Genomic DNA, 26,324 nt, shown 5'->3' on the forward strand with positions numbered 1-26,324 from the left:
CTAATGCTGCGCGTCTTAAAGGTTATCCACAGAATCTGTGGACAAGTATGTTAACGAATTAACTGAAACTTCATAAGCTGTTGTTTTTTAAGCTATATAATTCTTGGTTAAAAATTGCCTCTTTGAGTTAAAACTCTGTAATAAAAAAGCACTGCCATTATAGCAGTGCTTTTTTGTGTCGTTAACTTATCAATAAATTGCCATAGAAGCGGTTTATTTTGCTTCGTTTTGTGCCGCTTGAATGGCAGTTAATGCGATGGTGTAAACAATATCATCAACGAGTGCACCGCGAGATAAATCGTTTACAGGTTTACGCATGCCCTGCAACATTGGGCCAATACTGATTAAATCTGCACTTCGCTGGACGGCTTTGTACGTAGTGTTACCTGTGTTTAAGTCAGGGAATACAAATACTGTCGCTTTCCCAGCCACTGGGCTGTTGGGTGCTTTAGATTGTGCCACGTTTGGCATCACAGCCGCATCGTACTGAAGTGGGCCATCAATGATTAAGTCGGGACGTTTTTCTTTTGCAATACGGGTGGCTTCACGAACTTTATCAACATCAGAACCTGTACCGGACGTGCCAGTAGAGTAGCTGATCATTGCCACACGAGGTTCGATACCAAATGCCGCCGCAGACTCGGCAGACTGAATCGCGATATCCGCTAATTGCTCTGAGTTAGGATCAGGGTTAATAGCACAGTCACCATAAACCAGCACTTGATCAGGCATCAACATAAAGAAGATTGAAGAGACTAAGCTTGACCCTGGCGCCGTTTTTATCAGCTGTAAAGGCGGACGAATAGTATTCGCCGTGGTGTTAATCGCACCCGATACAATACCATCTACTTCATCCTCAGCTAACATCATGGTACCTAATACCATGTTGTCTTCTAATTGCTCTTTAGCCACCACTTCGGTTAACCCTTTATGACGACGCAGACCCAGCATTGGCTCGACATATCTGTCACGTGCTGTTTCAGGGTCGATAATCTCAACACCTTCACCAAGGACGACATCTTGAACAGAAGCAATACGAAGAATCTCTTCTCTGTTACCTAATAGCACACAGCGGGCAATACCACGTTCAGCACAAATTGCCGCAGCTTTGATTGTACGAGGTTCTTCACCTTCAGGCAGCACAATGGTCTTACGCGCAGCACGGGCAAGCTCTGTTAACTTGTAACGGAATGCGGGTGGCGATAAACGATGTTCACGGGTTGAGCCTTGAGTGACGCTTTCAATCCAGCTTTGATCTATGTGACTGGCTACGTACTCTTGCACTTTTTCAACTCGCACTGAATCGTCAACAGGCACTTCATGATCAAATCGCTGAATATTAAGCGAGGTTTGCCATGTGTTACTGTCAATTAAGAAAACAGGTAAGCCAGTTTCAAATGCTTGCTCACAAAGTTTCATTATTTCAGGTTCTGGTTGATAGCCACCGGTGAGTAGTAATGCACCAATTTTTACGCCATTCATTGCAGCTAAGCACGCCGATACAATCACATCAGAGCGATCACCCGAAGTCACCAATAATGAGTTGGTTTTAATATGATTAACCATATTAGGGATCGAGCGGGCGCAAAATGTCACCCGGCGCATACGGCGGGTGTGCATTTCACCGGCATTGATGATTTTGGCATTCAAATGCTTGGCTAAATCCGATGCCCTTGGTGAAATTAAATCTAAGTTAAATGGTACACTGCCTAGAATACGTAGTGGGCTTTTACCTGGTAGTTGAAACATACCAGCCGTATCACCAATTTTAGGGTCATTATGATCAAAGACCTCAGATAAATCTGGACGAGCTCGTCCTTCTTCATCTGTTGGGGCACCAATTTTGTTGATAACGGCGCCAATAACACGTTTGTTTTTAACGCCTCCCCACGAGTTATAAGCTATCTCTAAACGATTCATTAACCCGTTTGGCGTGTCATTTCCAGGCGTTGCAATAAATACCACATCAGCATCAAGTGCTTTCGCAATTTCGTAGTTAATGTCGTCAGCAAAAGGATGGCTGCGTGTTGGCACTAGGCCTTCAATTACGATGGTTTCAGTATTAGATGCACATTCAGCTGCTCTGGCAATGATTTGCTCCATTAACACATCTGTTTGTTCTGAACGGATTAACGCTTCGGCATGCTCCATATTGAATGGCTCAAGTGGGTTAACCGTGGGTGACTTACTTAAAATCGTCGTTGAACGCTCAGGACCTTTATCGCCGGAACGGATTTGCGCAATAGGTTTGAAAAATTGCACTTTAACGCCTTTGCGTTCAAGGGCACGGACCATACCTAAACTGATCGATGTTAAACCCACACCAATTCCAATCGGAACCAGCATAATATTACGAGACATAAAAACCTCTAATCATCTAATGTTTACTTAACCCAAACTCGGGTTAAGAAATAAATCGCCTTGAGAGAGTCCAAATTCACTATCTAACGTTCAAACATAAACTTCGCCATTAAAGGAAGGTCAATGTAAGCGTTAATAATTAGCCTATTGCGAGTATTCTTAGCTAAAGAAAAACCCAGTTGCCTGTGCAAAAAGCTATTTGATATGCATTTATTATCCCTAACTGAGTTTACTTAGCTGAAATTAACTTTACCGCATCTTCAGCAATAACCCATTCTTCATTGGTTGGGATAACCATAGCGACTGGACTGTTATCTGCAGTGATAATGCCATTCTGACCAAAACGAGCCGCTTTATTTTTAGTCTCATCAACTGTGAAGTTAAATATAGCTAATAAGTCCAATACTTTTGCACGAATAATGTCAGAGTTTTCACCTATGCCACCGGTGAAAACAATCGCATCTAAACGTGAAAGAGGTACGGTATAAGCAGCAATATACTTAGCCAGTCTATAACAGAAAATCTCAAGTGCCAGCGTGGCGCCTTTATGGCCATCTTGATAGCCTTCTTCAATTCCACGACAATCATTGGTTAATTCTGAAATGCCTAACAGACCACTTTGTTTGTTCAATAAATTGTTAACTTCGGTAAGGGTATAGCCTAACTGATTAACTAAATGGAAAATAATCGAAGGGTCTAAGTCGCCACAACGTGTGCCCATGACCAAACCTTCAAGGGGTGTTAAGCCCATAGATGTATCAACACTTTTACCGCCTTTTATGGCGGTAACAGAAGCGCCATTGCCTAAGTGCGCGACGATAACATTGGTATCAGAAATCGGTTTGTTAAGCACTTTAGCCGCTTCACGGCTAACATATAAATGGCTAGTGCCATGCATGCCATAACGACGAATACCATGCTCGCGATACAGTTTATATGGTAGGGCATAAACGTACGCTTTTTCAGGCATGGTTTGGTGAAACGCGGTATCGAATACTGCAACTTGTGGTAATGCAGGAAACGATGCCATTGCCGCACGAATACCGATTAAATGTGCCGGATTATGGAGTGGGGCAAGTGATGCACAGTCTTCAATCCCTTGAATGACATCAGGTGTGATAATGACTGAGCGAGTAAATTTCTCGCCGCCATGAACAATTCGATGACCAATGGCTTTAATTTGCGCCGCTAATTCAGGCTGGCCAGCTAAAATCGTGTTAACTATATATTCAACCGCTTCACGATGCGCTGTAAATGCGCCTAATTTGGATTCGTTTTTGTGACCTTGAGCTTTCCATTTGATACGTGAGTCTTCAAGACCAAAGCATTCTGCTAATCCTGAAATGTGCTCTTGTCCTGATTGGGCACCAATAACGGCAAACTTGAGTGATGAACTGCCGCAGTTTAAAACTAATACTAAATTATCTGACACTTGGTTATCTGACATAATTAGACCTTTATAAGCTTAATCAACAATTTTATAAAATGCGCAGCCTAATCCATGTTTGGCAGCGCCTTGGTATCGTGTTAGCCAATATCATTTTGGCTGTTTATTTGGGACAAACTTACTCAATATGCTATTGTTTAAGCATGTTCCACCATGTTAGGTAATTCTCTTTGGTACTCAATGTTGTCACGCTACTTCGCGACGGTAAAAAATACATGTCCACTTGGCCTATGGTGCGCCAGTTAGGCTTATATTTCCCGGAATACCGAGTGGTAAAAGCGACTCAAACAGCCTTTTGGGCAATGCCTGTTATTGCGTTGTTTGTCGCATTTAGCCAAATTTATGTATTGGGTTGGGCGCATTTGCCTCAAACCCTAGCGATGACGTTGCTTATCATCAGTTTGCCCATTCAGGGACTATTATGGTTAGGCTGGCGTGCTAGCCACCCATTACCGTTAACCTTATTTGATTGGAGCAATCAATTGAGTCAAAAACTCAATCAAATGGGAGTCACTTGCCAACCTTTAGGTGCCAAAGCATGTTACTTAGACTTGGCTGTACTACTTAATATTGCCTTTGAACGCTTAGATAAACACTACTGGGACGAGCTATAAGCTAAACCTAGTTGAAACTCAGGTGTTATTGCCACAAGGCTAGTTAAAAACAGGCGGCTATGCCTCGTTCAGTAAAGACTTGTTGAATGGATAACATGGTTTCTTCACTGGGTGGTGACACGTTTACTAAGGGTGATGTCTCGCCAAAAGCCAGCCATTTATGTTCACCAAGTTGGTGATAGGGTAGTAATTCTACTTTTTCTACGTTCGACATAGGTTTAATAAACTCAGCCAATTTAACGGCTGATGCAACATCATCAGTGAAGCCATTGACGACCACATAACGTATCCAGGTTTTTTGGTTACGTTTTGCCAAGTATTGCGCGAATTGTAATGTTCGCTGATTGCTAACTTTTGTGAGTATGATGTGGCTTGGGTCGTCCATTTGCTTAATGTCTAGCAACACTAAATCTGTGTTATCGAGTAATTCATCGATTACAGGGTCGTACTTTCTCACAAAGCCGTTAGTGTCTAAACAAGTATGAATATCCTGTTGTTTACAGGCTTTAAAAAGTGTAGCAACAAATTCAGCTTGTAAGATCGCTTCACCACCACTGGCAGTAACACCGCCGCCACTGGATTCCAAAAATGGACGGTATGTCATGATTTGAGACATTAACTCATCAACAGATACTTCTTTACCGCCCTCTAAATCCCATGTATCACGATTGTGACAATATTGACAACGCATTAAACAGCCTTGCATAAAGGCAATATAACGAATGCCGGGACCATCTACGGTACCAAAAGATTCAATTGAGTGAATACGACCCATTGTCATAACAAACCCTTTAAATGATATATATCTATAAATTAAGCAAAGAAAAAAGCTGTATCGAATATTCGATACAGCTAATTTTAGCAGACTTTATAAACCTTTAGTGAAGGTTCTGGTGATAACATCTTGTTGTTGCTCTGGGGTAAGCGCATTAAAGCGAACAGCATAACCTGATACACGAATGGTGAGCTGTGGATACTTATCTGGATTGACTATGGCATCCTCAAGCATGTCACGGTTCATCACGTTAACGTTTAAATGTTGGCCGCCTTCTTGACGGTCATTGTGGGTGAAGTATCCATCCATCAATGCCGCTAGGTTATTGCGACGTGCAGTATCTTCTTTACCTAGCGCATTTGGCACAATGGAGAAGGTATAAGAAATGCCATCTTGCGCATGTTCAAATGGCAGTTTACCTACAGAGGTTAATGATGCTATCGCACCATTTTCATCACGGCCGTGCATAGGGTTAGCACCTGGCGCAAATGGTGCACCTGAACGACGACCATCAGGTGTGTTCCCCGTTTTTTTACCGTAAACCACGTTTGACGTAATGGTTAAAATCGACTGTGTTGGCACAGCATTGCGATACATTTTTCTATCACGAATTTTTGCCATAAAACGCTCAACCAAATCACAGGCAATATCATCAACACGTGCATCATTATTACCAAATTTTGGATAGTCGCCTTCAATTTCAAAATCGACAGCGATGCCATTTTCGTCACGAATAGGACTCACTTTGGCATATTTAATTGCTGAAAGTGAATCAGCAGCAATTGATAGACCGGCAATACCACACGCCATAGTGCGACGCACATCTCGGTCATGTAATGCCATTAATGCAGCTTCGTAAGAATACTTGTCATGCATGAAATGAATCGTGTTTAACGCAGTGACATATTGGGTTGCTAGCCAATCCATTTGTGAATCTAAACGAGACATTACATCATCAAAATCCAGTACTGGATCTGTAATCGCTGCCGTTTTAGGGGCAATTTGTGTTTTCAGTTTTTCATCAACGCCACCATTGATAGCGTATAACATGGTTTTAGCTAAGTTAGCGCGAGCGCCGAAAAACTGCATGTGTTTGCCAACAATCATGGGGCTAACACAACAGGCAATAGCATAGTCGTCAGATTGGAAATCTGGACGCATTAGGTCGTCATTTTCGTATTGTATCGAACTGGTATCAATAGACACTTTTGCACAGTAACTCTTAAAACCCTGTGGTAATTGAGTTGACCAAAGCACGGTAATGTTTGGCTCAGGGCTTGGGCCCATGTTGTAAAGCGTGTGTAAAAAACGGAAGCTTGACTTAGTCACAAGCGTACGGCCATCAACACCCATACCTGCGATTGATTCGGTAGCCCAAATCGGGTCTCCAGAGAAGAGCTCATCGTATTCAGGGGTACGTAAAAAGCGCACCATACGTAGCTTCATGACAAAATGGTCAACCATTTCTTGGGCTTGTTGTTCAGTAATGACATCATTTTTGATATCACGTTCAATATAGATATCTAAAAATGTTGATGTACGACCTAATGACATTGCTGCGCCATTTTGGCTTTTTACTGCAGCAAGGTAACCAAAATAAGTCCATTGAATCGCTTCTTTGGCTGAAGTTGCTGGTTTTGAAATGTCACAGCCATATTTAGCTGCCATGACTTTCATTTGTGCAAGTGCGCGATGTTGCTCGGCAATTTCTTCACGTAGCTGGATAACGTTGTTGAGATCTTCACCAGCTTCCATTTGCGCTTGTAATGAAGTGAACTGGGCAAGCTTGTCTTGCATTAAGTAGTCGATACCGTATAAAGCAATACGACGGTAATCACCAATAATGCGGCCACGGCCGTAAGCATCAGGTAAACCTGTTAATACACCAGACTTACGACAAGCCATAATTTCAGGGGTATAAACATCAAATACGCCTTGGTTATGGGTTTTGCGTAACTCTGAATACACATAGTTAACGTCGCTGTCTAATTCGCGATCGTAAGCCTTACAAGAACCTTCCACCATACGAATGCCACCATTGGGTAACATGGCACGTTTAAGTGGTGCATCAGTTTGTAAGCCAACAATGGTTTCAAGTGACTGGTTAATATAGCCTGCATCGTGAGAGGTTATGGTAGATACCATTTTGGTATCAAAGTCGATTGGGGCGTGGGTGGTATTTTCTTGCTTAATACCTTCCATCACTTTATCCCAAAGTGACAAGGTGGCATCGGTAGCATCCGCTAGAAATGACTCATCGCCTTTGTAAGGGGTGTAGTTCTTTTGAATAAAATCACGCACATTGACTTCAGTTTTCCAGTCACCTGCGACAAAGTTATTCCATGCATTTGCAAACACCGTTGTAAGATCAGTCATGCTTATTACCTTTAAACTTAATGGATCGGTATGTCAGTCTGCTTGGCATTACTGCGGCTTTAACATCAGTCACACTCGCTTAGCTAACCAGGCTGTAAATTCTGTTCAGGTTTTTAATGCTATTGATAACAAAACCACCTGATTAGTCTTGTCTTCTTTATAACGTCAAATCCATCAATTGTGGTTGCAATGGATAAGTCTCTATCGACACAGACGCTAAAAGGATAGTTCCAAATTTGCCTTATGTAATATTGGTAAGACCAATTTACCCTTGTATAATATCACAGCCTTTTGACATTGCCATTAATTGACCGGAATTTTATAAAGTATTTAGTCAAAACTGTTAGCCAGCTAACAGTTTTGACACTATAATTCGCGCCTTTAGCAGGAATTAATTAACCTGTTGCTTATTGTATGTGCGATGGTCTGTGTCTGAAAGTGTATTTAAGCAGTTTTGATAGGCACGACATGTTATCAAAAAGTTAATTCTAAATTGGTCTTACCAAATTACCGTGTAATTTTTTTTAGATTACTCTTAGGTAAAAGTGATAAGCAAATATGGCTTATTAATGGTGGTCCGCGTGCTCAAGCGAATAATGTTGTCATCGAGAGTGATTAATGAAATCTGAAAATAGCCAAACCACTTTGGTGGCCAATCAACAAGCCGCCATTAAAGCTGAAACATCATTGTCGATTGCCGACGATTATGGAATGAAAAAAGTCCAAAAATCATCATGGCAATCGTTTACGCTCGCGATATTTTCAGGGGCGTTTATAGCCATTGCTTTTGTGTTTTATATCTCTGTTACCACTGGAAGTGATGCTGGCTGGGGGATGACGCGCTTTATTGGTGGTATTGCCTTTAGTTTAGGCTTAATGCTGGTGATTGCTGCTGGCGGTGAATTATTCACCAGCACAGTGTTAACCAGTGTAGCTTGGGTGAATAAGCGGATCACTATGAGACAACAGTTACAATGCTGGACAAGGGTTTACCTTGGTAACATGGTAGGTGCATTACTTATGGTGTTGCTTATTATGCTAGGACGGTTATTTGAATTAGCCGACGGCCAATGGGGATTAACGGCATTGAATATTGCCCAGCACAAGTTACATCACACTTGGTTGCAAGCATTTGTCTTAGGTATTTTATGTAATGTGTTGGTGTGTTTGGGTATTTGGATGACATTTGCCACAAAAGATCTATTAACTAAATGTTTTCTTGTGATATTACCTGTTGCCATGTTTGTTGCTGCAGGTTTTGAACACTGCATTGCAAACCTATTTATGCTGCCTTTTGGTGTTGCAGTACAAAACTTTGCCCCAGACAGCTTTTTTATGGCGTTAGAAATTAGCCGAGACCAATTTAGCGACGTTAACTTAGCTAACGCCATTTTTAATAACTTAATTCCGGTGACGTTAGGTAATATTGTTGGCGGGGCTGTAGCAATTGGTTTAGGTTACTGGTTAGTTGAAAACGGCAGTTTTTCAACTTTCAACGCAACAAGCATCATAAAAACTACGGCGAAAACAGAAGCTGATTAGTGCCTTAGCTGCAACATCAATATTGAATCTAATAAAGCAGGCTAGCAAGTACCATTAAGGTTTAGCTAGCCTTCTTATTACTGCGGAGTTGATAGCGTTTGTTTAGCGACATGTTTACCTTCAGCTTTGGCCTTTACACAACAAGCTTTTTATACTCATTTGAGTTCATCCTAAGTCCCTTTAAAACATCGCAGTTACCTTCGGGTTATATTGATGAGATATATTGTTCATGGTTCAAAACCCCGAGTTTGGTTGCTTAAGAAACTCAATCTCATCTATGGTTGAATGACGCCCAAGAATGGTATTTCGATGCGGATAACGACCAAATTTATCAATAATCTCTTTATGCTTATATTCAAAGTCTAGGTTGTTTTGTATGCCCACAGACTTAAACAGTCGGACAGCTTCAATGTGTATTAACTTAGACTCACTGTGCATAAATGGCATATAAAGGAAAATACGCTCAACTGCTGATAATTGATTATCGAAACCTTTTGAAATAGCAGATTGAGCAAGTGCTAAGGCCATTGGATCACATACAAATGAAGCTGGTTTATCACGATAAATATTCCGTGAAAATTGATCAAGAACGATGATTTCAGCAAGGCAACCCAATGCTGTTTCACGCCAATGAAACAACTCACTCGCTTTAGCTTGATTGTGGCATTCGCCAAAACGAATTTGAATCATTGAGTCAAATGCCGCATCTTTTTGCCATCATTGCTTAGGCTCAAGCTCTTTAAACCAAAAATCTATGATTTGCTTATGCATTTCAGTGCCCATTGTTAGCAAAACTTCCACTGTTAAGTTTTGCAGCTTTTAGCACTTACTACAAACCGTCTGGTGTTTAGATACCTTTATTATTGAATAATATATTAAATCAAATGGTTTGTTTGAACATCTGATTCTTTGTCGAGTCGTGTTTTGCACCGTCTCTAATTTTGATTACTGTGTGGCATTAATATTCAACAGGCTGGTTTTGTTGGTTTATATGTTTCCAAAAAAGCACCTGAATAGATGACAGTAGCACTTAATATTGATTATGAGTCCTTGTTACGGGGAAAAGCGTATCAAACAGCCCTTAACAGTGCTAACTGAGTTGAAAGTTAGTCAAAACTATATTCCCTTGAGCTGATAATTTTAGTCTATAGCCTTTACTTTACACCTAAACAAGGTATGGCCTAAGCCTATGTTATCTATGTCTTCATCAATATATAAACCCGCATCATAAATCAATTTCAACATGTCTTTACTGTGGTACATGCGGCTGTTGCCATTGGCTATTGCGGTAAAATAAAGTGATGTCGCATTAATGCAATAAGCGCCAGCTTCATTAGGCTGCCTATCCCAATAGGTTTCTAGTATGCAGAGTTCGCTGTGGGGATTCATGGCCGCAACAGTTCGCGCTAATATCTGGGCTATCTCAGTTTTTGAAAAACAGTCTAAAAACTGACTCATCCAATACAGATCTCCGCCTTGGTAAAAGGGCTGTTGATGGTCGAGTAAATTGGTTTCAAAACAATGCACTCGCTCTGCTACATTGTTTTTCTGCGCATTTTGCTTGGCGACGGCAAGTTGGCCGGGTAAATCCATAATGGTGACATTGACGTTGGCATCATAGGCGGTACATGCAAATGCCCATTTCCCGGTATTACCACCCACATCAATAATATGATCAGGTTTTGATTTGAATATGATGGGTAACAGGCTGTTAAATGCATGGTCAGAATAATAATGATCAAAATCAAACCAACTTTTTTTTGTTTGCTCTGGAAGTTGGCTTAACCCTGGATAGATGGTATCCCAATCGCCTAAATGCTTTAAACCTGCAGCTTTGCCCTGTTTTAGGGCTGACTCTAACTCAAATAACCCTTGATAGCAGACGTCATGGATAAAATTGAGATTCGTTGATGCCATGTCATCATGAAGTAAAAAATATCCTGTTTTGTCGAGACGATAATGCTCATCAGCGCACCACAGTAGGCCCATGCTAAGTCCCATATCGAGTAATACATGGATGGCATACTCAGACAACTCACTTTGCATTGTTAACTGATTGAGCGTGATACCGATTTTACCTGCATCATCTATCTGTTTAAGTAACATAAATTGATTTAGACAACGGGCAACCTGAAAACTGACTGGGGCAAAAGCAATTTTTTGTGCTTCAAATTTAGCATCAAATGCAGATATTTTTTTTGGCGATTGATAAAAAGACATGTAATAAATAACTCAGTAAAGGCTAGGGCATTTACTGAATTTTACCCGTTATGTACAAGCTGGGTTTTGAGCTAGCTCGTGTTTATGATGATGAATGATGTTGGACATCACTATATGACAAAGTAAGGTTTTGTTTGCGATGAAAGTGATTTTTTGTCTTTAACTTTGAGTAAAATGCTGCATTTTAGCAACACTAAAACATGTTTATTAAAAAATATGTCAATAAAAATAAGCTAATAAAAAGCCCGACATAAGCCGGGCCATTTTAATAATTGTTGGTTATAACAAGCTAGTCGCTATATCAACCACATTATTATTGTACGTTTTCGCTTTCACCAAACTCACCAGCAAATAACACTGATGATAAGTAACGCTCAGCTGCTGATGGTAGAACCACAACAATGGTTTTGCCAGCAAACTCAGGAAGCGCTGCGATACGGTTAGCCGCTACGACAGCTGCACCAGAAGAAATACCGACCAAGATACCTTCTTCTTTCATCAAGCGACGTGACATTTCAATTGCGTCTTCATTGCTAACAGCTTCAACGCGGTCAACTAATGAAAGGTCTAGGTTTCCAGGAATAAAACCAGCACCAATACCTTGAATTTTATGTGGACCAGGCTGAATTGGTTGACCTGCTTTGGCTTGAGCAATAACAGGCGAATCAACAGGTTCAACCGCAACAGAAATAACTTCTTTACCCTGTGCTTTTAAGAAACGACTTGTACCTGTGATCGTGCCGCCAGTACCCACACCTGCAACAAACACATCTACTTGACCGTCGGTGTCGTTCCAAATTTCAGGTCCGGTTGTTTTTTCATGGATCTCTGGGTTAGCGGGGTTACTAAATTGGCCCAGTACCAGGTATTTTGACGGATCTGATTGACGAATTTCTTCGGCTTTATCGATCGCGCCTTTCATGCCTTTAGCACCTTCGGTTAACACTAAGTTTGCACCCAATGCTTTTAGTAGTTTACGACGCTCAAGGCTCATCGTGTTTGGCATTGTAAGGGTTAACTTGTAACCACGAGCCGCAGCAACATAAGCAAGCGCAATACCAGTATTACCTGATGTTGGTTCTACTAACTCTATGTCTTTTGTTAATGTGCCTTTCTTTTCCGCATCCCAAATCATGTTAGCGCCAATACGACACTTAACACTGAAGCTAGGGTTACGAGCTTCAATTTTAGCTAACACGTTACCGTTACTTACACGATTTAAACGAACAAGTGGGGTATTACCTAAAGTATAAGAATTATCTTCGAAAATTTTGCTCATGGATTGTTTGCTCCTATTTTTGCATTGTCTAATCATAAACATCCATTGGGAATTTAGAAGTGAATATTTGTTATTCTATATTCTTTTTGGTTATAAAAGATGTTTCTGTTATTCTAATTTGTTGTTCAGAGGTTGTTTTGTAACCAGATGGTGCCATCTAGACTCGGGTATGGTCTGACCTTTGTGCAATTTAGGATTTAATTGTAAGAGTATTGTCGAGTTAATACTAAAATACGCTAATTGGTTAAATGAATGTTTTTCGATACCGTTTACCTTGTTCTCTAGCTGTCGTATCCCATTCAATATGAGATGCAAAAACAGTTGATTGACGGTTGACAGCTCAAATTTAACGTAAACACATTAACAATGGTATACATCATGATAAAAGTGGTTATTTCTGGCAGTGGTCTTTTTGTTCCTCCTTATTCTGTTTCTAATCAAGAATTAGTCGAAAGCTATAATAGCTACGTTGATTTACATAATCAGCAGCATGCCGCGTTAATCGATTCAGGAGAAAAAGCCCCTTTAGCTTATTCTTCGAGTGAATTTATTGAAAAAGCGTCAGGAATTAAAAATCGCTATGTCATGGTAAAAGAGGGCATATTAGACCCTCATATCATGATGCCATTAATTGCTGACCAACCCTCTGAAGATCTATCAATACAAGCATCAATGGGGATAGCTGCAGCAAAAGATGCTTTGGCACAAGCGCAGGTCAATGCCGAAGACATCGACTTAGTCATTGTTGCCTGTGCATACACACAACGTGCTTACCCAGCAATCGCCATCGAAATTCAACAAGCGTTAGGCACAAAAGGTTTTGCTTACGATATGCTCGTGGCATGTTCATCGGCGACATTTGCTATCGTCAGTGCGATGAATGCCATTAAAGGCGGCAGCGCAAATCGCGTGTTAGTGATTAATCCTGAATTGACTTCACCTCAAAGCAACTTTAGAGACCGAGATAGCCACTTTATTTTCGGCGATGTGGCCACTGCGGTTGTTGTGGAAAGACAGGATTTAGCCCAAACAGAACATGCCTTTAATATTTTATCGACCAGTTGTATGACAGATTACTCAAACAATATTCGCAGTAATTTTGGATTTGTTAACCGTTGTGATCCAGAAAACAGCGCAACTGCCGATAAACTGTTTCATCAACAAGGTCGTAAAGTATTTAAAGAATTGCTGCCAATGATTTATCAACATTTAGATCAGCAATTTGCCGATGAGCAGATTAAGCCTGAAGAATTTAAACGTCTTTGGTTGCATCAAGCTAATATTAATATGAATATGTTTGTAGTTAAGAAATTATTGGGTGATGATGTTGAATCTATGACAGCACCCATAGTGCTAGATGAGTTTGCTAATACGGCGTCTGCGGGATCCGTGATTGCGTTCAACAAATACAGCGATGACTTTAAAACCGGCGATTTAGGTTTGCTCTGTTCTTTTGGGGCAGGTTATTCCATCGGCAGTATTGTTTTGGAAAAATGTTAAATTTTAGGTGATTAATTTGCGAATATTGATAGTTGAAGACAGTGAGGCGGTATCTAAAGTTCTTAAGCATTTAATTGTACAAGAGCTGGATTGTGATGTGGATATTGCCCCAGATTTGGCTGCTGCCATAACGTTACTCGATGTTAATCAATATTTTATAGTCGTCGCAGATTTAAATTTACCAGATGCACCTAATGGTGAAATTGTCCGTCTAGTGCTTAATTCATATCACACCACCTGTATTGTATTAACGGGTAATCTTGATTCTCAACAACGTAAAGAGCTGCTTAAATTAGGCATAGCGGATTATGTGCTTAAAGAGAATCGATATAGCTATCAATATGTGGTTAAACTGATTTCACGATTAAAGCGCAACCAACAAGTTAAAGTGTTGGTTGCCGATGATTCAGTGGTGAGTCGTAAGTTTGTGCGGGTGTTACTTGAACAACATTTATTTCAGGTAATCGAAGCCCATGACGGCGCTCAAGCCTTGACTGTTTTGAAAGAACAGCCGGATATTCAATTATTAATCACTGATTATAATATGCCGAACGTTGATGGTTTTGAGCTCATTTTACGAGTAAGAGAGCAATTTAGCCGTGAAAACCTTGCCATTATTGGTTTGTCTAATGATAACGATGAAAGTTTATCAGCGCGCTTTATCAAAAATGGTGCCAATGATTTCTTACAAAAACCCTTTGTGCATGAAGAGTTTCACTGCCGTGTACTCAATACCTTAGATTCACTTGATATGATCCGTAGCCTTTGGGAAACCGCCAATCGCGACTATCTCACCCAAGCTTTTACCAGACGCTACTTCTTCAAAAAACACCAAAATGAGCAGCAAGACAATAATGTGTTCTCTGTGGCCCTTATTGATATCGATTTTTTCAAGAAAGTGAATGACACTCATGGTCACGATGTTGGTGATCAAGTGCTTATTGAGTTTGCAAAACGTTTAGAAACGGCATTTGGGCAACATTTTACTGTAGCAAGGTTCGGCGGCGAAGAGTTTGTTGTGGCCTTTAAAGGGTTAGACGGTGAGAAAACCCATACCTTGATGGATAAGTTTAGACAGCAATGCGCCAATAAAGTGATTGATACCTCAATAGGACCAATCACTATGACATTCAGTTGTGGTGTGGCGACACTTAGCAAAGAATCCATTGATAGCGTTCTCAACCGTGCCGATGAATATTTATATTTAGCTAAAGAAGGCGGCAGAAATCAGGTGATCTCAAAAGGCTAATATATAAACATCAGGTTTTAGGTTTTAGCTGTGCTTTTGCAGCATATTACACATTATCACTTTGGCTTGTTCTATCGATATTGAACCTAAGTAAATTCCTATTTTACCAGTAACAACCATGATGGAGCTTGGAAATAGGCAGAAATGCGCCATCAATGAACCCAGTATCAACTATATGCAAATATTGCGTTACTAATATTCAATTCGAATATAGAGGATACTTTCATCTGTTTATTTTGCGGAGAATAATTTTATCAATGATGTTATTTTCAGGAATAAAAGACGATATAAAGAATCCACTTTTAGAATGTTAAAAGTGGATTTAAAGCATGTTTTTTCACTTTTTAACAATTGCAATTTCGTTTTTATTAAAGTAACCATGCATAGCTTATTTTCATAAAGTAGGTTTTTTCATTTTGAGTCAGGTTATCTATGTCATCATCGGCTTTAAACGCATCCGAATACCCTAAATAAAATACACTTTGTGGATTCAGTTTATAACCATAAAGAATTTCATTGCCCAGATCTTGATATTTTGCATTGGGTTGATGGTAAAGATAGAGACTTGGGTCCCGTTCAATGTCGGTATAAATACTGGAGAGGCGAATAAAGCTATTTAAGCTGATTTGCCAATTTAGTCTTAAATCGCTTAAGTTTGCTGTGAATAGGCGGCCGTCATCAACATCAAGTGTTTGGTAGCGGTGTGAAAAATCGAACACGATAGATTCAGTAACCTTCCACTCAACACTCGGGTTGAACATGGTTAAAGTGCCCAAACGGTCGTTAACAAAGTCGATGTTGTCACCGTAGTTGACATCAAGCTCAAGTTTTAACGCTTTAACGGGGACAAAGTTGGTATAAAACCAGCCTATGGTTTCATCAAACATTTGAGTATTATTTTGAATATTGATGTTAGATGGGTCATGGCGTCTGCCGACGCGTTCTCTTTGGGCGATACCTGAAGCAACATAACTTTGGTATCCACCTTCTAATTCAATGTATATCTCACTTTCTTGTTCAAGTTTCTCATCTTGCTGGGTATGGGTAATATCCCAATCACCTGCTACCGTGACTTTGCTAAAAAAATGATCTGTTGGGTACCAACGGTAACCGCCACCGGCCACAAACTTCTGTGCATCAATTTTTTCAATAAAACCTAGGTCGGCTCTAAAATCATCACCAATTGATTCATATTGGCTGCTGGCAAACCAATTACGGCGATCATGCTTATAGGTTAATTTGAACATGTTATCGCTAAAAGCGTCTGACTTATTTGTGCGAAGTACCCGTTCGTTATAATCACATGAGGAAAGGTCACATTCTGTCGGCGGTATCGCACAATCATCGCCATTACAAAATTGATTGAATAAATCATACGGGTACAAGGTTTGTGAATAAGCATATTGAGCGGTAAAGGTATCTTGCTGTGTCGGTTGATACTTTAAGTCGGTGCTGTAAACATAGTTATGATATTCATCCGCTGTTTTTAATGTCATCACACCACCAATCGAAAACTGCTTGCTTGGATCGTAACGATATCTAGCAGCCACATTATGACTTTCTTGATCAAGGGTAGCTATGTCAGAACTTAGATTGCCCGGCACAAGAAACTGAGTTTGGATATCATTTGTGGCCAAAACTCCCACTGTGTGATCATCAGTTTTACTGGTGACCTTAACACCATAATCAGGAGAGCTGATATTGCGGGTGTGTAACAACTCCATTTGGCTATCAAAGTAATCTTTGTTATCTAAGAAGAACGCCCGTTTTTCAGGAAAAAACAGCGCAAAGGTATTGTTAACATCTAATTGTCCCGCATCAGACTCGACCTGAGAAAAATCGGGATTAATGGTGGCATTTAACAGCGTTGTCGGCGTAATGCCCCAGCGTAAATCTAAACCTACCTCTGTGTTGGTTTCGTCTTGCCATGCCCCTTCAGGGGACAATGGACGCTGATTATTTTGATTAGCCACAATTGATGGGGTAATTTGAATATCTTGACCTTGTTTGGCACCTTCAAGCCCTTGCAAGATCCCCAGTTGGCATAACTGACAGGATACATTGCGATCTATTTTGTGTGTTGAAAAACGTTGGCTTTGATTGCGAGGATAAAATCGAATAAATTCAATCCCCCAGTTTTGTATTGTATGGGAGTCATCAAAGTTAAACAGTCGCAGTGGCAGTTGAACTTCAACTTGATAGCCCGAATCAGTTATCTTACCTTGGCTATACCAAATACCATCCCAAGCATCACTTTCTAACCCTGTTAGTTCATTCTCAATCGAGTCACTTTGCACGCCATAGGGGTTAATAAAAAACTGATAAGCTAATCGAGCATTGTTGAACGTGTCTAATTTGATGCCGACCATGTCATCACCCCACGAGTTATCACGATCTCGAAGATTCGCGCGAATTTTCTGTGGTTGAGGATCCTGCGCGGTAAAGGCAATAAATAAACTGGTTTCGCTTGCAAACACTTTTGCAGTTGTACGAACCGGTGCGGCGATATTTTCACCTGGAGAGGTTTCAAATTTAAGCTCAACTTCTGCTGCGTTTTGCCATTGTGGCTCAGAAAATTCGCCATCAATGTCAATTTCACTGCTTAGGGTTGGGATAGTGACTTGAAACTGTTCGCTGCTACCCGCAAATGCATTGAAAGTCGATAAGCTTACGAATAATAGAAGGATATTAGAATATTTGTTCACAGTGAGATTGGGATCTTTATTGTTGTTTCCGGCATTGTCGCAAACAAATGCGTTAATTCCGACCTTTTATGCAATAAAAAGATTATCAAAATGTTACTGAGTGGGGCGCTAAAGATAAATTAAAAGTAAATATTTGCGTGTTGGATTGGACCGGTAGCTAAGTTATCCCCTTAGCTACCGATTTTGAAAGCGTTGTATGCCTATAATCTCACAGGCAACTTGGTTAAGCATGTTATGCCGTACCAGTTAATCTTTTGCAATGCGAGTATTCTTATAAGCCTCGCGGTAACGCTCTACCCACATTGCAGTTGCACCACAAATAGCCACAGGCATGACGATAAAATTCACAACAGGGATCATTGAGAATAAAGTGACCGAAGCACCAAAACTGAAACTGGTTCCTTTGGTATTTCTGAGGGCAAACTTCATGTCATCAAAGGGCACTTTATGATTATCAAAAGGATAATCACAATACTGAATTGCCATCATCCAAGCTGTGAATAAAAACCATAAAATGGGTGCCGCTGTTTGTCCAATTACAGGCACCCAAAAAAGAATTAAAAATACCAGCGCGCGCGGTAAGTAATATTTCAGTTTTATCCATTCGCGTCCCAAAATACGCGGCAGATCTTTAATCAAATCGACTGTGCCGCCAGTATCGAGATTTTTTCCCGTCAAATGCTGTTCCACTTTTTCTGCTAACAATCCGTTAAAAGGGGCTGCCAGCCAGTTCATGACCGAACTAAAAATAAACGACATCACCACTAGCATAGTTAGCACAGCTAACGGCCATAAAAAGAAATTTAACCAAGATAAATACTCAGGGATTTCGCCATTCATCCAAGTAAACAATTCATCCAACTTGCCGACGGCAAAATACATCACCGCAGCGAATAAAATGAGATTGATCATGAGTGGAATAAATACGAAAGCGCGCAACCCAGGTTGCTTAATAAGTTGAAAGCCTTCCAAAAAGTAATTAACGCCACTTTTACGAATAGAAGGAATTTGCACTGCCATTGATAGGCTCCTTTTTGATTTTAGTATCACTTAATATCGTTGAGTTTGACGTTGCAACTAACAGAAAACAAGCAATAAACTGTATCTAAGTGCGAATAATCGTTACAAAATGCGCGTCAATTGTTAAAGTGAACAGCGTTCAATTAATTTTAACCAAACCATACCGGCAATAATGCGATTAAAACAAATAAAACTTGCTGGATTTAAGTCGTTTGTAGACCCTACAAAAATCCCTTTCGATCATGCGTTAACGGCTATTATTGGTCCAAACGGCTGCGGAAAATCCAATGTGATTGATGCGGTGCGTTGGGTGCTGGGTGAAAGCAGTGCTAAAAACCTGCGCGGCGATTCAATGACCGATGTTATTTTTAATGGTTCAACTGCAAGAAAGCCTATCTCGGTTGCAGGGGTAGAGCTGATATTTGAAAACCTTCAAGGCCGATTATCTGGCCAGTATGCCAGTTATGAAGAAATATCGGTTAAACGCCAGGTTAATCGTGACAGTGAATCATTTTATTTTTTGAATGGTCAAAAGTGCCGCCGAAAAGATATTACCGACTTGTTTATGGGGACTGGGTTAGGCCCACGTAGCTATGCCATTATTGAACAAGGGACTATTTCACGTTTAATTGAGTCTAAACCGCAAGAGCTAAGAGTTTTTATTGAAGAAGCTGCTGGCATATCTCGCTATAAAGAACGTCGCCGTGAAACCGAAAACCGCATTCGCCATACTCGTGAGAACTTAGAGCGTCTTAACGATATACGGCAGGAATTAGGCGGGCAAATTGAACGGCTTGCCAAGCAAGCTGAAGAGGCGAAACAATATCGTGCGTTAAAATCACAGGAGCGTGAGCTGCATACGCAACTGCTTGTTGGTCGTTATCAGGATTTATTGCGTCAGTCAGACGATATGCATTCGCAAGTGATCCAGCTTGAGCGTCAGCAAAGTGAGTTTAGCGCTACTCAGCATTCATCCGAAAATGTGGTACTGCAATTACAACAGCAATTAAACGACCTAACAGACAGTGAACAAAAACTGGTTGAGCAATATTATTTAGCCGGCAACGAAGTTACCAAACTTGAGCAGCAACTGAAGCACCAACAACTGCAAGATTCGCAACGAGAACAAGAGCTGCTTGCGATTCAACAACGTATTGATGAAGCAAAATTAAAGCATCAACAGTTTGAACTCACGTTAAACCAAGTATTATTGCAACAGTCTAGTCTTGCGCCTCAGCAAGATGAGGTAACAATGCAGTTTGAAATCCTTGATGAGCAAGTACATCAAGTTGATGAGAATAGCGATCATCTAAGGCAGTTATATAACCTTGCAACAGGAAAGTTAAATCAGGTCAAAACAGATCTGGCTGTGTATCAATCACGATATGAACACCAGCAGCAGTTATTGCAAAATCATGAGCAAACTATCCCGGTATTACAACAGAAACTTCAACAGTTACAACACCACGATATTGAAAGAGACATTCAGTTACACCAAAGTGCATTGGCCAACATCACGGCTCAAATTAGCCTTGAAGAAACGCTAAAGCAGCAATTAGATGTTGAGCTATCTAATGGTCAACAGGATTTAACTCAAGCTCAAAGTGTTTATCAGCAAGTTAAAGATGCCCTTGCCAGTGCAAAAGCAAGATTGCAATTAATTAATGAGTGGTTAGCTAATGAAGTGGGTGAGGGAGATTCCCAGCAGTTATGGCAAGTGATTAATGTCACCCCTGGTTATGAAAAAGCCGTTGATGTGCTATTACAATCTATCAGTAAGGCGGCGATTTTAGCGGATAGCCACTATGATGACATAAATAATGGTTTTGTACTGTCATCGGTATTGTTTGAGCATGAAGCCTTAACCAGCTTTGTTAATATTGCGCCATGGTTAGCCCAAGTAAGTTTTGTTGATACATTAGCGCAAGCTAAAGAAAAGCTTTCTAGCTTGCCCGCATCAGCTATTGTTGCCTCAAAAGAAGGCTATTTGGTTGGACATGGATTCATTTTAGCGCAATCAAGCCATCAATCCTTGTTCAGTTTAACCACTGAGCAACAAGCGTTAATTGAAACCGTGGCATCACTTGAAACCCAGACCTCTGCCGCATTACAGTATCAAACGGAACAAACAACTCAGTTGGCGACAATAAATCTGCAGTTGGGTCAACATCAGCAAACGTTACAACAGTTACTGGTCGCAAAAACGCAATCTCAGGCAAAATATGACGCCACAGTCGAACAAAAATACACCCGTGAGCAGCATGAAATACAATTAAATCAAGAGTTAACTTCAGCTAAACAACATCAGCAACAGCAATTAATTGAAGCAGAAGCCTTATTGCTTAAAGTGGAAGCGCTTGAGGAGGACAATCAATTATGTCTGCAGCAACAGCAACAGGCTCAGCAGGCTTTTGAGCAGGCAAGTGTTCAGCTACGCGATTTAAAAACCCAGCGAGCAGAGCGTGAAAGGCAAGGCGCCCATCTCAATCAAACCCTGCAGCAAATCAATACCCAAGTTGCCGTTACCCAGCAACAATTAGCGCAGCAAGTCGAAAAAATTGAAGAATTAACCGAAAGTTATGCCACCATCGGAAAACAGGGTCTGTTAGAAAATGATAAGCTAGGGAAAATTGAGCGTGACAACCTTAAACAGAAATTAGCCTTACAGCTTGAATTTCAACAACAAAACCAGCTTAAGCTGAATGATAATCGCCAACAACAAGCCATGTTGCAGCAAAGTCTAGACTCATCACTAATGATGCAAAAACAACAGCTTGTCACACTTCAAGACTTGACTCAAAAGATAAGCGCGTTAAAGTTACGTCGTGAGGGAATAAAAGGCCAAACGGATGTGCAATTGCAGTTGTTGCAGGATGAGCAAATTCAGTTGCAAAGTAGCATTAATGCTATTCCTGAAGATTTTGATATAAAATCATGTTCAGTTGCTCTAGACAAAGTGCGTAATAAGATTAATGGCTTAGGTGCGATTAACCTTGCAGCCATTGAAGAGTATGATACACAAAATGAGCGAAAACAGTATTTAGATAGTCAGGATAATGATTTAAATCAAGGGTTAACAACTTTAGAAGACGCTATAAGAAAGATAGACAAAGAAACGCGAACGCGTTTTAAAGCCACCTTTGAAGCCGTAAATAACGATTTAATGCAACTGTTCCCTAAGGTGTTTGGTGGCGGAAAAGCCTACTTAGCCCTAACGGATGACGATTTGCTGGACACTGGGGTGACCATCATGGCTCAACCCCCAGGAAAAAAGAATAGTACCATTCACTTACTTAGTGGTGGAGAAAAAGCGTTAACCGCTTTATCATTAGTATTTGCAATATTTAGATTAAACCCAGCACCATTTTGTATGCTGGATGAGGTTGATGCCCCTTTGGACGACGCTAACGTAGAGCGATTCTGTCGTTTACTACAAGAGATGTCGCAAAGTGTGCAGTTTGTTTATATCAGCCACAACAAGATCACCATGGAAATGGCCGATCAACTTATAGGCGTCACTATGCATGAACCCGGTGTTTCACGTATAGTCGCTGTTGATATTGAAGCCGCGGTAGCGCTTGCTGACGCAGTATAAATAGGAATCAAGTAAACAATGGAAGATTTACAATTGGTGTTGTTAGTTTTAGGTGCAATCGCAATTATTGCGGTTCTTGTGCACGGTTTTTGGTCGATAAGAAAACAACAACCTAAGTCAATAAAGCAAAGCCCTATGGCTAATTTTTACAAAGAACAAGCTGAACGTCGAGATTCTGAAGGGTTTGATAATGACGGTATAGGTCCTGTTCGGGTACTAAAATCTACAGATGTTGAGCCTGTGGTAACAAAACCTATCCTTAAAACGGCAGCCTTGTTTAAACCTCAACATGCCAAAGCGGCTGAACCAGTTGCTTCAGCGCCAGTTACGCCACCGGTAAACACAGCTAAGTTTGAACCTGTATTGGCGTCACTAGAGGATGAATTTGAGCAAAAGCCAGAAATTACCCAGCCGACAAGCCAAGACATTAAGCCTGTTCATATTGAACCGATTGAGAAACCTAAACATTATTCAAATCCTGATTACGCTCAGGATGAGCCAGAAGCTGAAGATTTTGCAGAAGAACCGCAATTACTGGCAGATCCCACCGATGTTTTGGTTTTGCATGTTGTGGCCAAAACGGGTCAACAACTTCAAGGTGCTGAATTATTACCAGCGCTATTGTCATTAAACTTTAAGTTTGGCGATATGGATATTTTTCATCGTCATATTGATAACGCTGGAACAGGCAAGGTTCTGTTTTCATTGGCCAATATGGTTAAACCTGGCACATTCGACCCCGATAACATGGAACAGTTTGTCACAGAGGGTGTGGTGTTATTTATGACACTTCCTTGTTATGGCGACCCTAAAATGAATTTCACTATAATGTTAAATTCAGCTTTACAACTCGCCGATGATTTAGGTGCAGAGTTATTAGATGGCAAGCGTCAGCCATGGGATGATGCGGCAAAAGAGGATTACAAACGTAGAATCGCCGCAGCTTAAGTCCATGCTTATCCTTCTTTATTAGCATAACAAGGCCGCCGATGCGGCCTTAATTTTTTGTATTACGGATCAAAATCATGCAAGCAATTCAAATTGAAATGGCCGAGTTATCTGATGCATTAAACCAACATAATATTCATTATTATGTCGATGATTCTCCTACCATACCCGATGCTGAATATGATCGCTTAATGCAGCGTTTAATCTTACTTGAACGTGAAAACCCACAATTTACCTCGCCCTCGTCACCGACGCAGCGAGTCGGTGGTTTAGCCTTAGCTAAATTTGATCAAATTACCCATTTAAAACCCATGTTAAGTTTGGATAACGCTTTTGAACAGGCTGATTTTGAGAGTTTCAATAAGCGGATAACCGATAAAGTGGGTGGCGTGGAATATGTGTGTGAGCCAAAACTTGATGGCTTAGCGGTTTCCATTACTTATCGTAATGGCGTGCTTGAGCGCGCAGCCACACGCGGTGATGGTGCTGTGGGTGAAGATATCACTGAAAATGTGCGCACGATTAAATCGATACCCTTAAAGCTGCGCGGCGAAGGTTACCCTGATCTCGTCGAAGTGCGTGGTGAAGTGTTTATGCCTAAAGCGGCTTTTGAGGCGTTAAATCAGCGTCAAATGGCCAAGGGTGACAAGGTATTTGTTAATCCGCGTAATGCGGCCGCGGGCAGTTTGCGTCAATTAGACAGTAAAATCACCGCATCACGAGCTTTAGGCTTTTATGCTTATGCGCTAGGGGTGGTTGATGGTGAGTCTGAGGCGATGAAAGCCAGTCATTATGGTCAGTTGCAGCAGCTAAAAGTATGGGGTTTACCTGTCAGTGCTGAAGTGAAAGTCTGTGATGATTTAGCCAAAGTCTATGCTTATTATGAAGACATTTTAAATCGAAGAAGTTCGCTGGAATATGAAATTGATGGTGTAGTGATTAAAGTTAATGCGATTAATCAGCAACTCAATTTAGGCTTCCTGGCCAAAGCGCCGCGTTGGGCAATCGCTTATAAGTTTCCGGCGCAGGAAGAGATGACTTTGCTTGAAGCGGTTGATTTTCAGGTCGGACGCACAGGTGCAATCACTCCAGTTGCCAGATTACAGCCAGTATTTGTCGGTGGGGTGACAGTGTCTAATGCCACTTTACACAATGGCGATGAAATAGCCCGCTTAGGGGTTAAAGTTGGTGATACCGTTATCATTCGACGAGCAGGCGATGTTATTCCGCAAATTGTTGCTGTCGTGTTAGATAAACGCCCTGATAATGCTTGCGACATTAATTTTCCGCAGCATTGTCCGGTATGTCAAAGTGATGTAGAGCGTATCGAAGGCGAAGCGGTTGCCCGTTGTACCGGTGGTTTGTTCTGTGAAGCCCAACGTAAAGAAGCTATAAAACATTTTGCTTCACGTAAAGCGCTTAATATAGATGGCATGGGCGATAAAGTCGTTGAGCAACTTATTGATAAAGAATTAGTCAAAAGTCCCGCAGATTTATTTGCCTTAAGCGCCTCTGCAATGACCATGCTGGACCGAATGGCGATGAAATCAGCTACCAAACTGGTTGCTGCGATTAACGATGCTAAATCGACAACCTTAGCGCGTTTTTTATATAGCTTAGGTATACGAGAAGTGGGTGAAGCCACTGCCGCTAACCTAGCAGCATATTTTAAAACCCTTGAGGCGGTAAGAAGTGCATCGCTTGAGCAATTGTTGGCGGTTGATGATGTCGGCAATATTGTTGCTCAGCACATCAATCACTTTTTTGCTCAAACCCACAATCTCGAGGTCGTTGATAAGTTAATTGCCAGTGGAATTCACTGGCCATCAATCGAACAAGTTGACGACAGTGAATTAAGTTTGAAAGGTCAAACCTGGGTATTGACCGGGACTTTAAATCTATTAAACCGCAATGATGCGAAAGCGCAATTACAAGCCTTAGGTGCGAAAGTGGCTGGCAGTGTATCTAAAAATACCGATTGTTTGGTGGCGGGAGAGGCGGCAGGCTCAAAATTAGCTAAAGCGCAGGAACTCGGTATCAAAGTCATTGACGAACAAGCTTTAATGGCAATTTTACAATCTTGATAACATGATTAGGTTAACCATTGATGAGTTGTTATTGCTATAAGGCTAAATGTGAATCATGAATTTTAGCAATATTACTTGGCTTGATGATAAAGGTCATATCAAGCCCCCCCTTTTTTTGTATATCGTGTTGGTGTTTTTAGCCAGAGGCTGGTGCGTTTTTATCGCCTCCTTGACTCAGTTTAATGACAGATCTGGCTTAGTGCGGTTGTTTTATCCACATAAACAAGATTTTATTTTGGCCTTATTTGCTGGTATCGGTGCCGTGCTGCTATACGGACTTGTTATTGCAGAGCGAAAGCGTCAGTGGCAGTGGTTTATTCCATGGTTTAAGCGTGGCAAATCAATTTTATGGTTATTGCTGTTAATCGATGGTGTCATGTTGATCCAACGTTTAATTTACGATGATTTTTTATTTAAATTAAGCTATGCCTTGGATGCGTTATTTTTATTTTGGATAAGTATTTATGTTTTGAAGTCGAAACGATTACATTATTACTTTAATGATTGGCAAGTTATCGATAAGCCAGAAAAATAAAACCGACTTAAATGCTTCATTTATCCTATAGTGTAAGTAGTTCAACTTTTCAGTTGATTTAGACGCAGGCG

Annotated in this window: 16 protein-coding genes and 1 pseudogene; 8 read left to right on the forward strand and 9 right to left on the reverse strand. The window is 40.8% G+C overall.

All coding sequences use genetic code 11. The annotated features are described in order from the left end of the window. Nucleotides 1–213 precede the first annotated feature (213 nt). Nucleotides 214–2,361, reverse strand: coding sequence for a phosphate acetyltransferase (gene pta, locus IEY03_RS14630; protein WP_188843018.1), 2,148 nt, complete (start codon nucleotides 2,359–2,361; stop codon nucleotides 214–216). 229 nt (nucleotides 2,362–2,590) lie between these two features. Next, nucleotides 2,591–3,793, reverse strand: a complete 1,203-nt coding sequence (ackA, locus tag IEY03_RS14635) for an acetate kinase (RefSeq protein ID WP_188843147.1) — start codon at nucleotides 3,791–3,793, stop codon at nucleotides 2,591–2,593. 185 nt (nucleotides 3,794–3,978) lie between these two features. On the opposite strand from ackA, the gene yfbV reads away from it, so the two are divergent. Next, on the forward strand, nucleotides 3,979–4,422 hold the full coding sequence (gene yfbV / locus IEY03_RS14640) for a terminus macrodomain insulation protein YfbV (protein ID WP_188843020.1): 444 nt from the start codon (nucleotides 3,979–3,981) through the stop codon (nucleotides 4,420–4,422). A gap of 43 nt (nucleotides 4,423–4,465) precedes the next feature. Here yfbV and pflA read toward each other — a convergent pair whose 3' ends face one another. Both pflA and pflB read right to left on the reverse strand, forming a co-directional pair. Beyond that, the gene (gene pflA, locus IEY03_RS14645) at nucleotides 4,466–5,203 is read right to left on the reverse strand and encodes a pyruvate formate lyase 1-activating protein (protein ID WP_188843021.1); all 738 of its coding nucleotides are present in this window, start codon (nucleotides 5,201–5,203) and stop codon (nucleotides 4,466–4,468) included. Between the two features lie 87 nt (nucleotides 5,204–5,290). Then, nucleotides 5,291–7,573 (reverse strand): formate C-acetyltransferase, encoded by a 2,283-nt coding sequence (gene pflB, locus IEY03_RS14650; protein WP_188843023.1) that lies wholly within the window; start codon nucleotides 7,571–7,573, stop codon nucleotides 5,291–5,293. A 618-nt stretch (nucleotides 7,574–8,191) separates the two neighbouring features. Here pflB and focA point away from each other — a divergent pair. Beyond that, nucleotides 8,192–9,115 (forward strand): formate transporter FocA, encoded by a 924-nt coding sequence (focA, locus tag IEY03_RS14655; RefSeq protein ID WP_188843025.1) that lies wholly within the window; start codon nucleotides 8,192–8,194, stop codon nucleotides 9,113–9,115. A gap of 234 nt (nucleotides 9,116–9,349) precedes the next feature. Here the strand turns inward: focA and IEY03_RS14660 are convergent. The 3 genes and pseudogenes from IEY03_RS14660 to cysK all read right to left on the reverse strand — a co-directional run bounded on the left by IEY03_RS14660 (nucleotide 9,350) and on the right by cysK (nucleotide 12,614). Then, a pseudogene (locus tag IEY03_RS14660) lies at nucleotides 9,350–9,886 on the reverse strand (DUF924 family protein). 369 nt (nucleotides 9,887–10,255) lie between these two features. Beyond that, the gene (locus IEY03_RS14665; protein ID WP_188843027.1) at nucleotides 10,256–11,335 is read right to left on the reverse strand and encodes a methyltransferase; all 1,080 of its coding nucleotides are present in this window, start codon (nucleotides 11,333–11,335) and stop codon (nucleotides 10,256–10,258) included. 313 nt (nucleotides 11,336–11,648) lie between these two features. Then, nucleotides 11,649–12,614 (reverse strand): cysteine synthase A, encoded by a 966-nt coding sequence (gene cysK, locus IEY03_RS14670; protein WP_188843029.1) that lies wholly within the window; start codon nucleotides 12,612–12,614, stop codon nucleotides 11,649–11,651. Nucleotides 12,615–12,992: 378 nt separating this feature from the next. Here cysK and IEY03_RS14675 point away from each other — a divergent pair, with 378 nt between their 5' ends. Both IEY03_RS14675 and IEY03_RS14680 read left to right on the forward strand, forming a co-directional pair. Further along, nucleotides 12,993–14,114, forward strand: coding sequence for a beta-ketoacyl-ACP synthase III (locus IEY03_RS14675; protein ID WP_188843031.1), 1,122 nt, complete (start codon nucleotides 12,993–12,995; stop codon nucleotides 14,112–14,114). Between the two features lie 16 nt (nucleotides 14,115–14,130). Beyond that, nucleotides 14,131–15,363, forward strand: a complete 1,233-nt coding sequence (locus tag IEY03_RS14680; protein ID WP_188843033.1) for a response regulator — start codon at nucleotides 14,131–14,133, stop codon at nucleotides 15,361–15,363. 368 nt (nucleotides 15,364–15,731) lie between these two features. On the opposite strand, the gene IEY03_RS14685 is transcribed toward IEY03_RS14680, so the two are convergent. Continuing rightward, nucleotides 15,732–18,068, reverse strand: a complete 2,337-nt coding sequence (locus IEY03_RS14685; protein WP_188843035.1) for a carbohydrate binding family 9 domain-containing protein — start codon at nucleotides 18,066–18,068, stop codon at nucleotides 15,732–15,734. Between the two features lie 246 nt (nucleotides 18,069–18,314). Continuing rightward, nucleotides 18,315–19,088, reverse strand: coding sequence for a sulfate transporter CysZ (gene cysZ / locus IEY03_RS14690; protein WP_188843036.1), 774 nt, complete (start codon nucleotides 19,086–19,088; stop codon nucleotides 18,315–18,317). A gap of 172 nt (nucleotides 19,089–19,260) precedes the next feature. Between cysZ and IEY03_RS14695 the strand changes: the two genes are divergently transcribed. The 4 genes from IEY03_RS14695 to IEY03_RS14710 all read left to right on the forward strand — a co-directional run bounded on the left by IEY03_RS14695 (nucleotide 19,261) and on the right by IEY03_RS14710 (nucleotide 26,253). Next, on the forward strand, nucleotides 19,261–22,683 hold the full coding sequence (locus IEY03_RS14695; protein ID WP_188843038.1) for an AAA family ATPase: 3,423 nt from the start codon (nucleotides 19,261–19,263) through the stop codon (nucleotides 22,681–22,683). An 18-nt stretch (nucleotides 22,684–22,701) separates the two neighbouring features. Further along, nucleotides 22,702–23,631 carry a cell division protein ZipA gene (gene zipA / locus IEY03_RS14700; protein WP_188843041.1) on the forward strand — a complete coding sequence of 310 codons (930 nt, stop codon included), beginning with the start codon at nucleotides 22,702–22,704 and terminating at the stop codon, nucleotides 23,629–23,631. 77 nt (nucleotides 23,632–23,708) lie between these two features. Next, nucleotides 23,709–25,715: an NAD-dependent DNA ligase LigA gene (ligA, locus tag IEY03_RS14705; protein WP_188843043.1), complete on the forward strand. Its 2,007-nt coding sequence runs from the start codon at nucleotides 23,709–23,711 to the stop codon at nucleotides 25,713–25,715. Between the two features lie 58 nt (nucleotides 25,716–25,773). Beyond that, a complete protein-coding gene (locus tag IEY03_RS14710) occupies nucleotides 25,774–26,253 on the forward strand; it encodes a DUF2919 domain-containing protein (RefSeq protein ID WP_188843044.1) in 480 nt (159 codons plus the stop codon). Nucleotides 26,254–26,324: the final 71 nt, after the last annotated feature.

The organism is Shewanella aestuarii (genome assembly GCF_014647215.1).
GTDB classification, from domain to species: domain Bacteria; phylum Pseudomonadota; class Gammaproteobacteria; order Enterobacterales; family Shewanellaceae; genus Shewanella; species Shewanella aestuarii.

Excerpts from the sequence above, each read along its gene's own strand:
- pta (WP_188843018.1), bottom strand. The coding sequence starts at position 2,361 with ATGTCTCGTAATATTATGCTGGTTCCGATTGGAATTGGTGTGGGTTTA.
- pflA (WP_188843021.1), bottom strand. The coding sequence starts at position 5,203 with ATGACAATGGGTCGTATTCACTCAATTGAATCTTTTGGTACCGTAGAT.
- pflB (WP_188843023.1), bottom strand. The coding sequence starts at position 7,573 with ATGACTGATCTTACAACGGTGTTTGCAAATGCATGGAATAACTTTGTC.
- focA (WP_188843025.1), top strand. The coding sequence starts at position 8,192 with ATGAAATCTGAAAATAGCCAAACCACTTTGGTGGCCAATCAACAAGCC.
- IEY03_RS14665 (WP_188843027.1), bottom strand. The coding sequence starts at position 11,335 with ATGTCTTTTTATCAATCGCCAAAAAAAATATCTGCATTTGATGCTAAA.
- cysK (WP_188843029.1), bottom strand. The coding sequence starts at position 12,614 with ATGAGCAAAATTTTCGAAGATAATTCTTATACTTTAGGTAATACCCCA.
- IEY03_RS14675 (WP_188843031.1), top strand. The coding sequence starts at position 12,993 with ATGATAAAAGTGGTTATTTCTGGCAGTGGTCTTTTTGTTCCTCCTTAT.
- cysZ (WP_188843036.1), bottom strand. The coding sequence starts at position 19,088 with ATGGCAGTGCAAATTCCTTCTATTCGTAAAAGTGGCGTTAATTACTTT.
- IEY03_RS14695 (WP_188843038.1), top strand. The coding sequence starts at position 19,261 with ATGCGATTAAAACAAATAAAACTTGCTGGATTTAAGTCGTTTGTAGAC.
- zipA (WP_188843041.1), top strand. The coding sequence starts at position 22,702 with ATGGAAGATTTACAATTGGTGTTGTTAGTTTTAGGTGCAATCGCAATT.
- ligA (WP_188843043.1), top strand. The coding sequence starts at position 23,709 with ATGCAAGCAATTCAAATTGAAATGGCCGAGTTATCTGATGCATTAAAC.
- IEY03_RS14710 (WP_188843044.1), top strand. The coding sequence starts at position 25,774 with ATGAATTTTAGCAATATTACTTGGCTTGATGATAAAGGTCATATCAAG.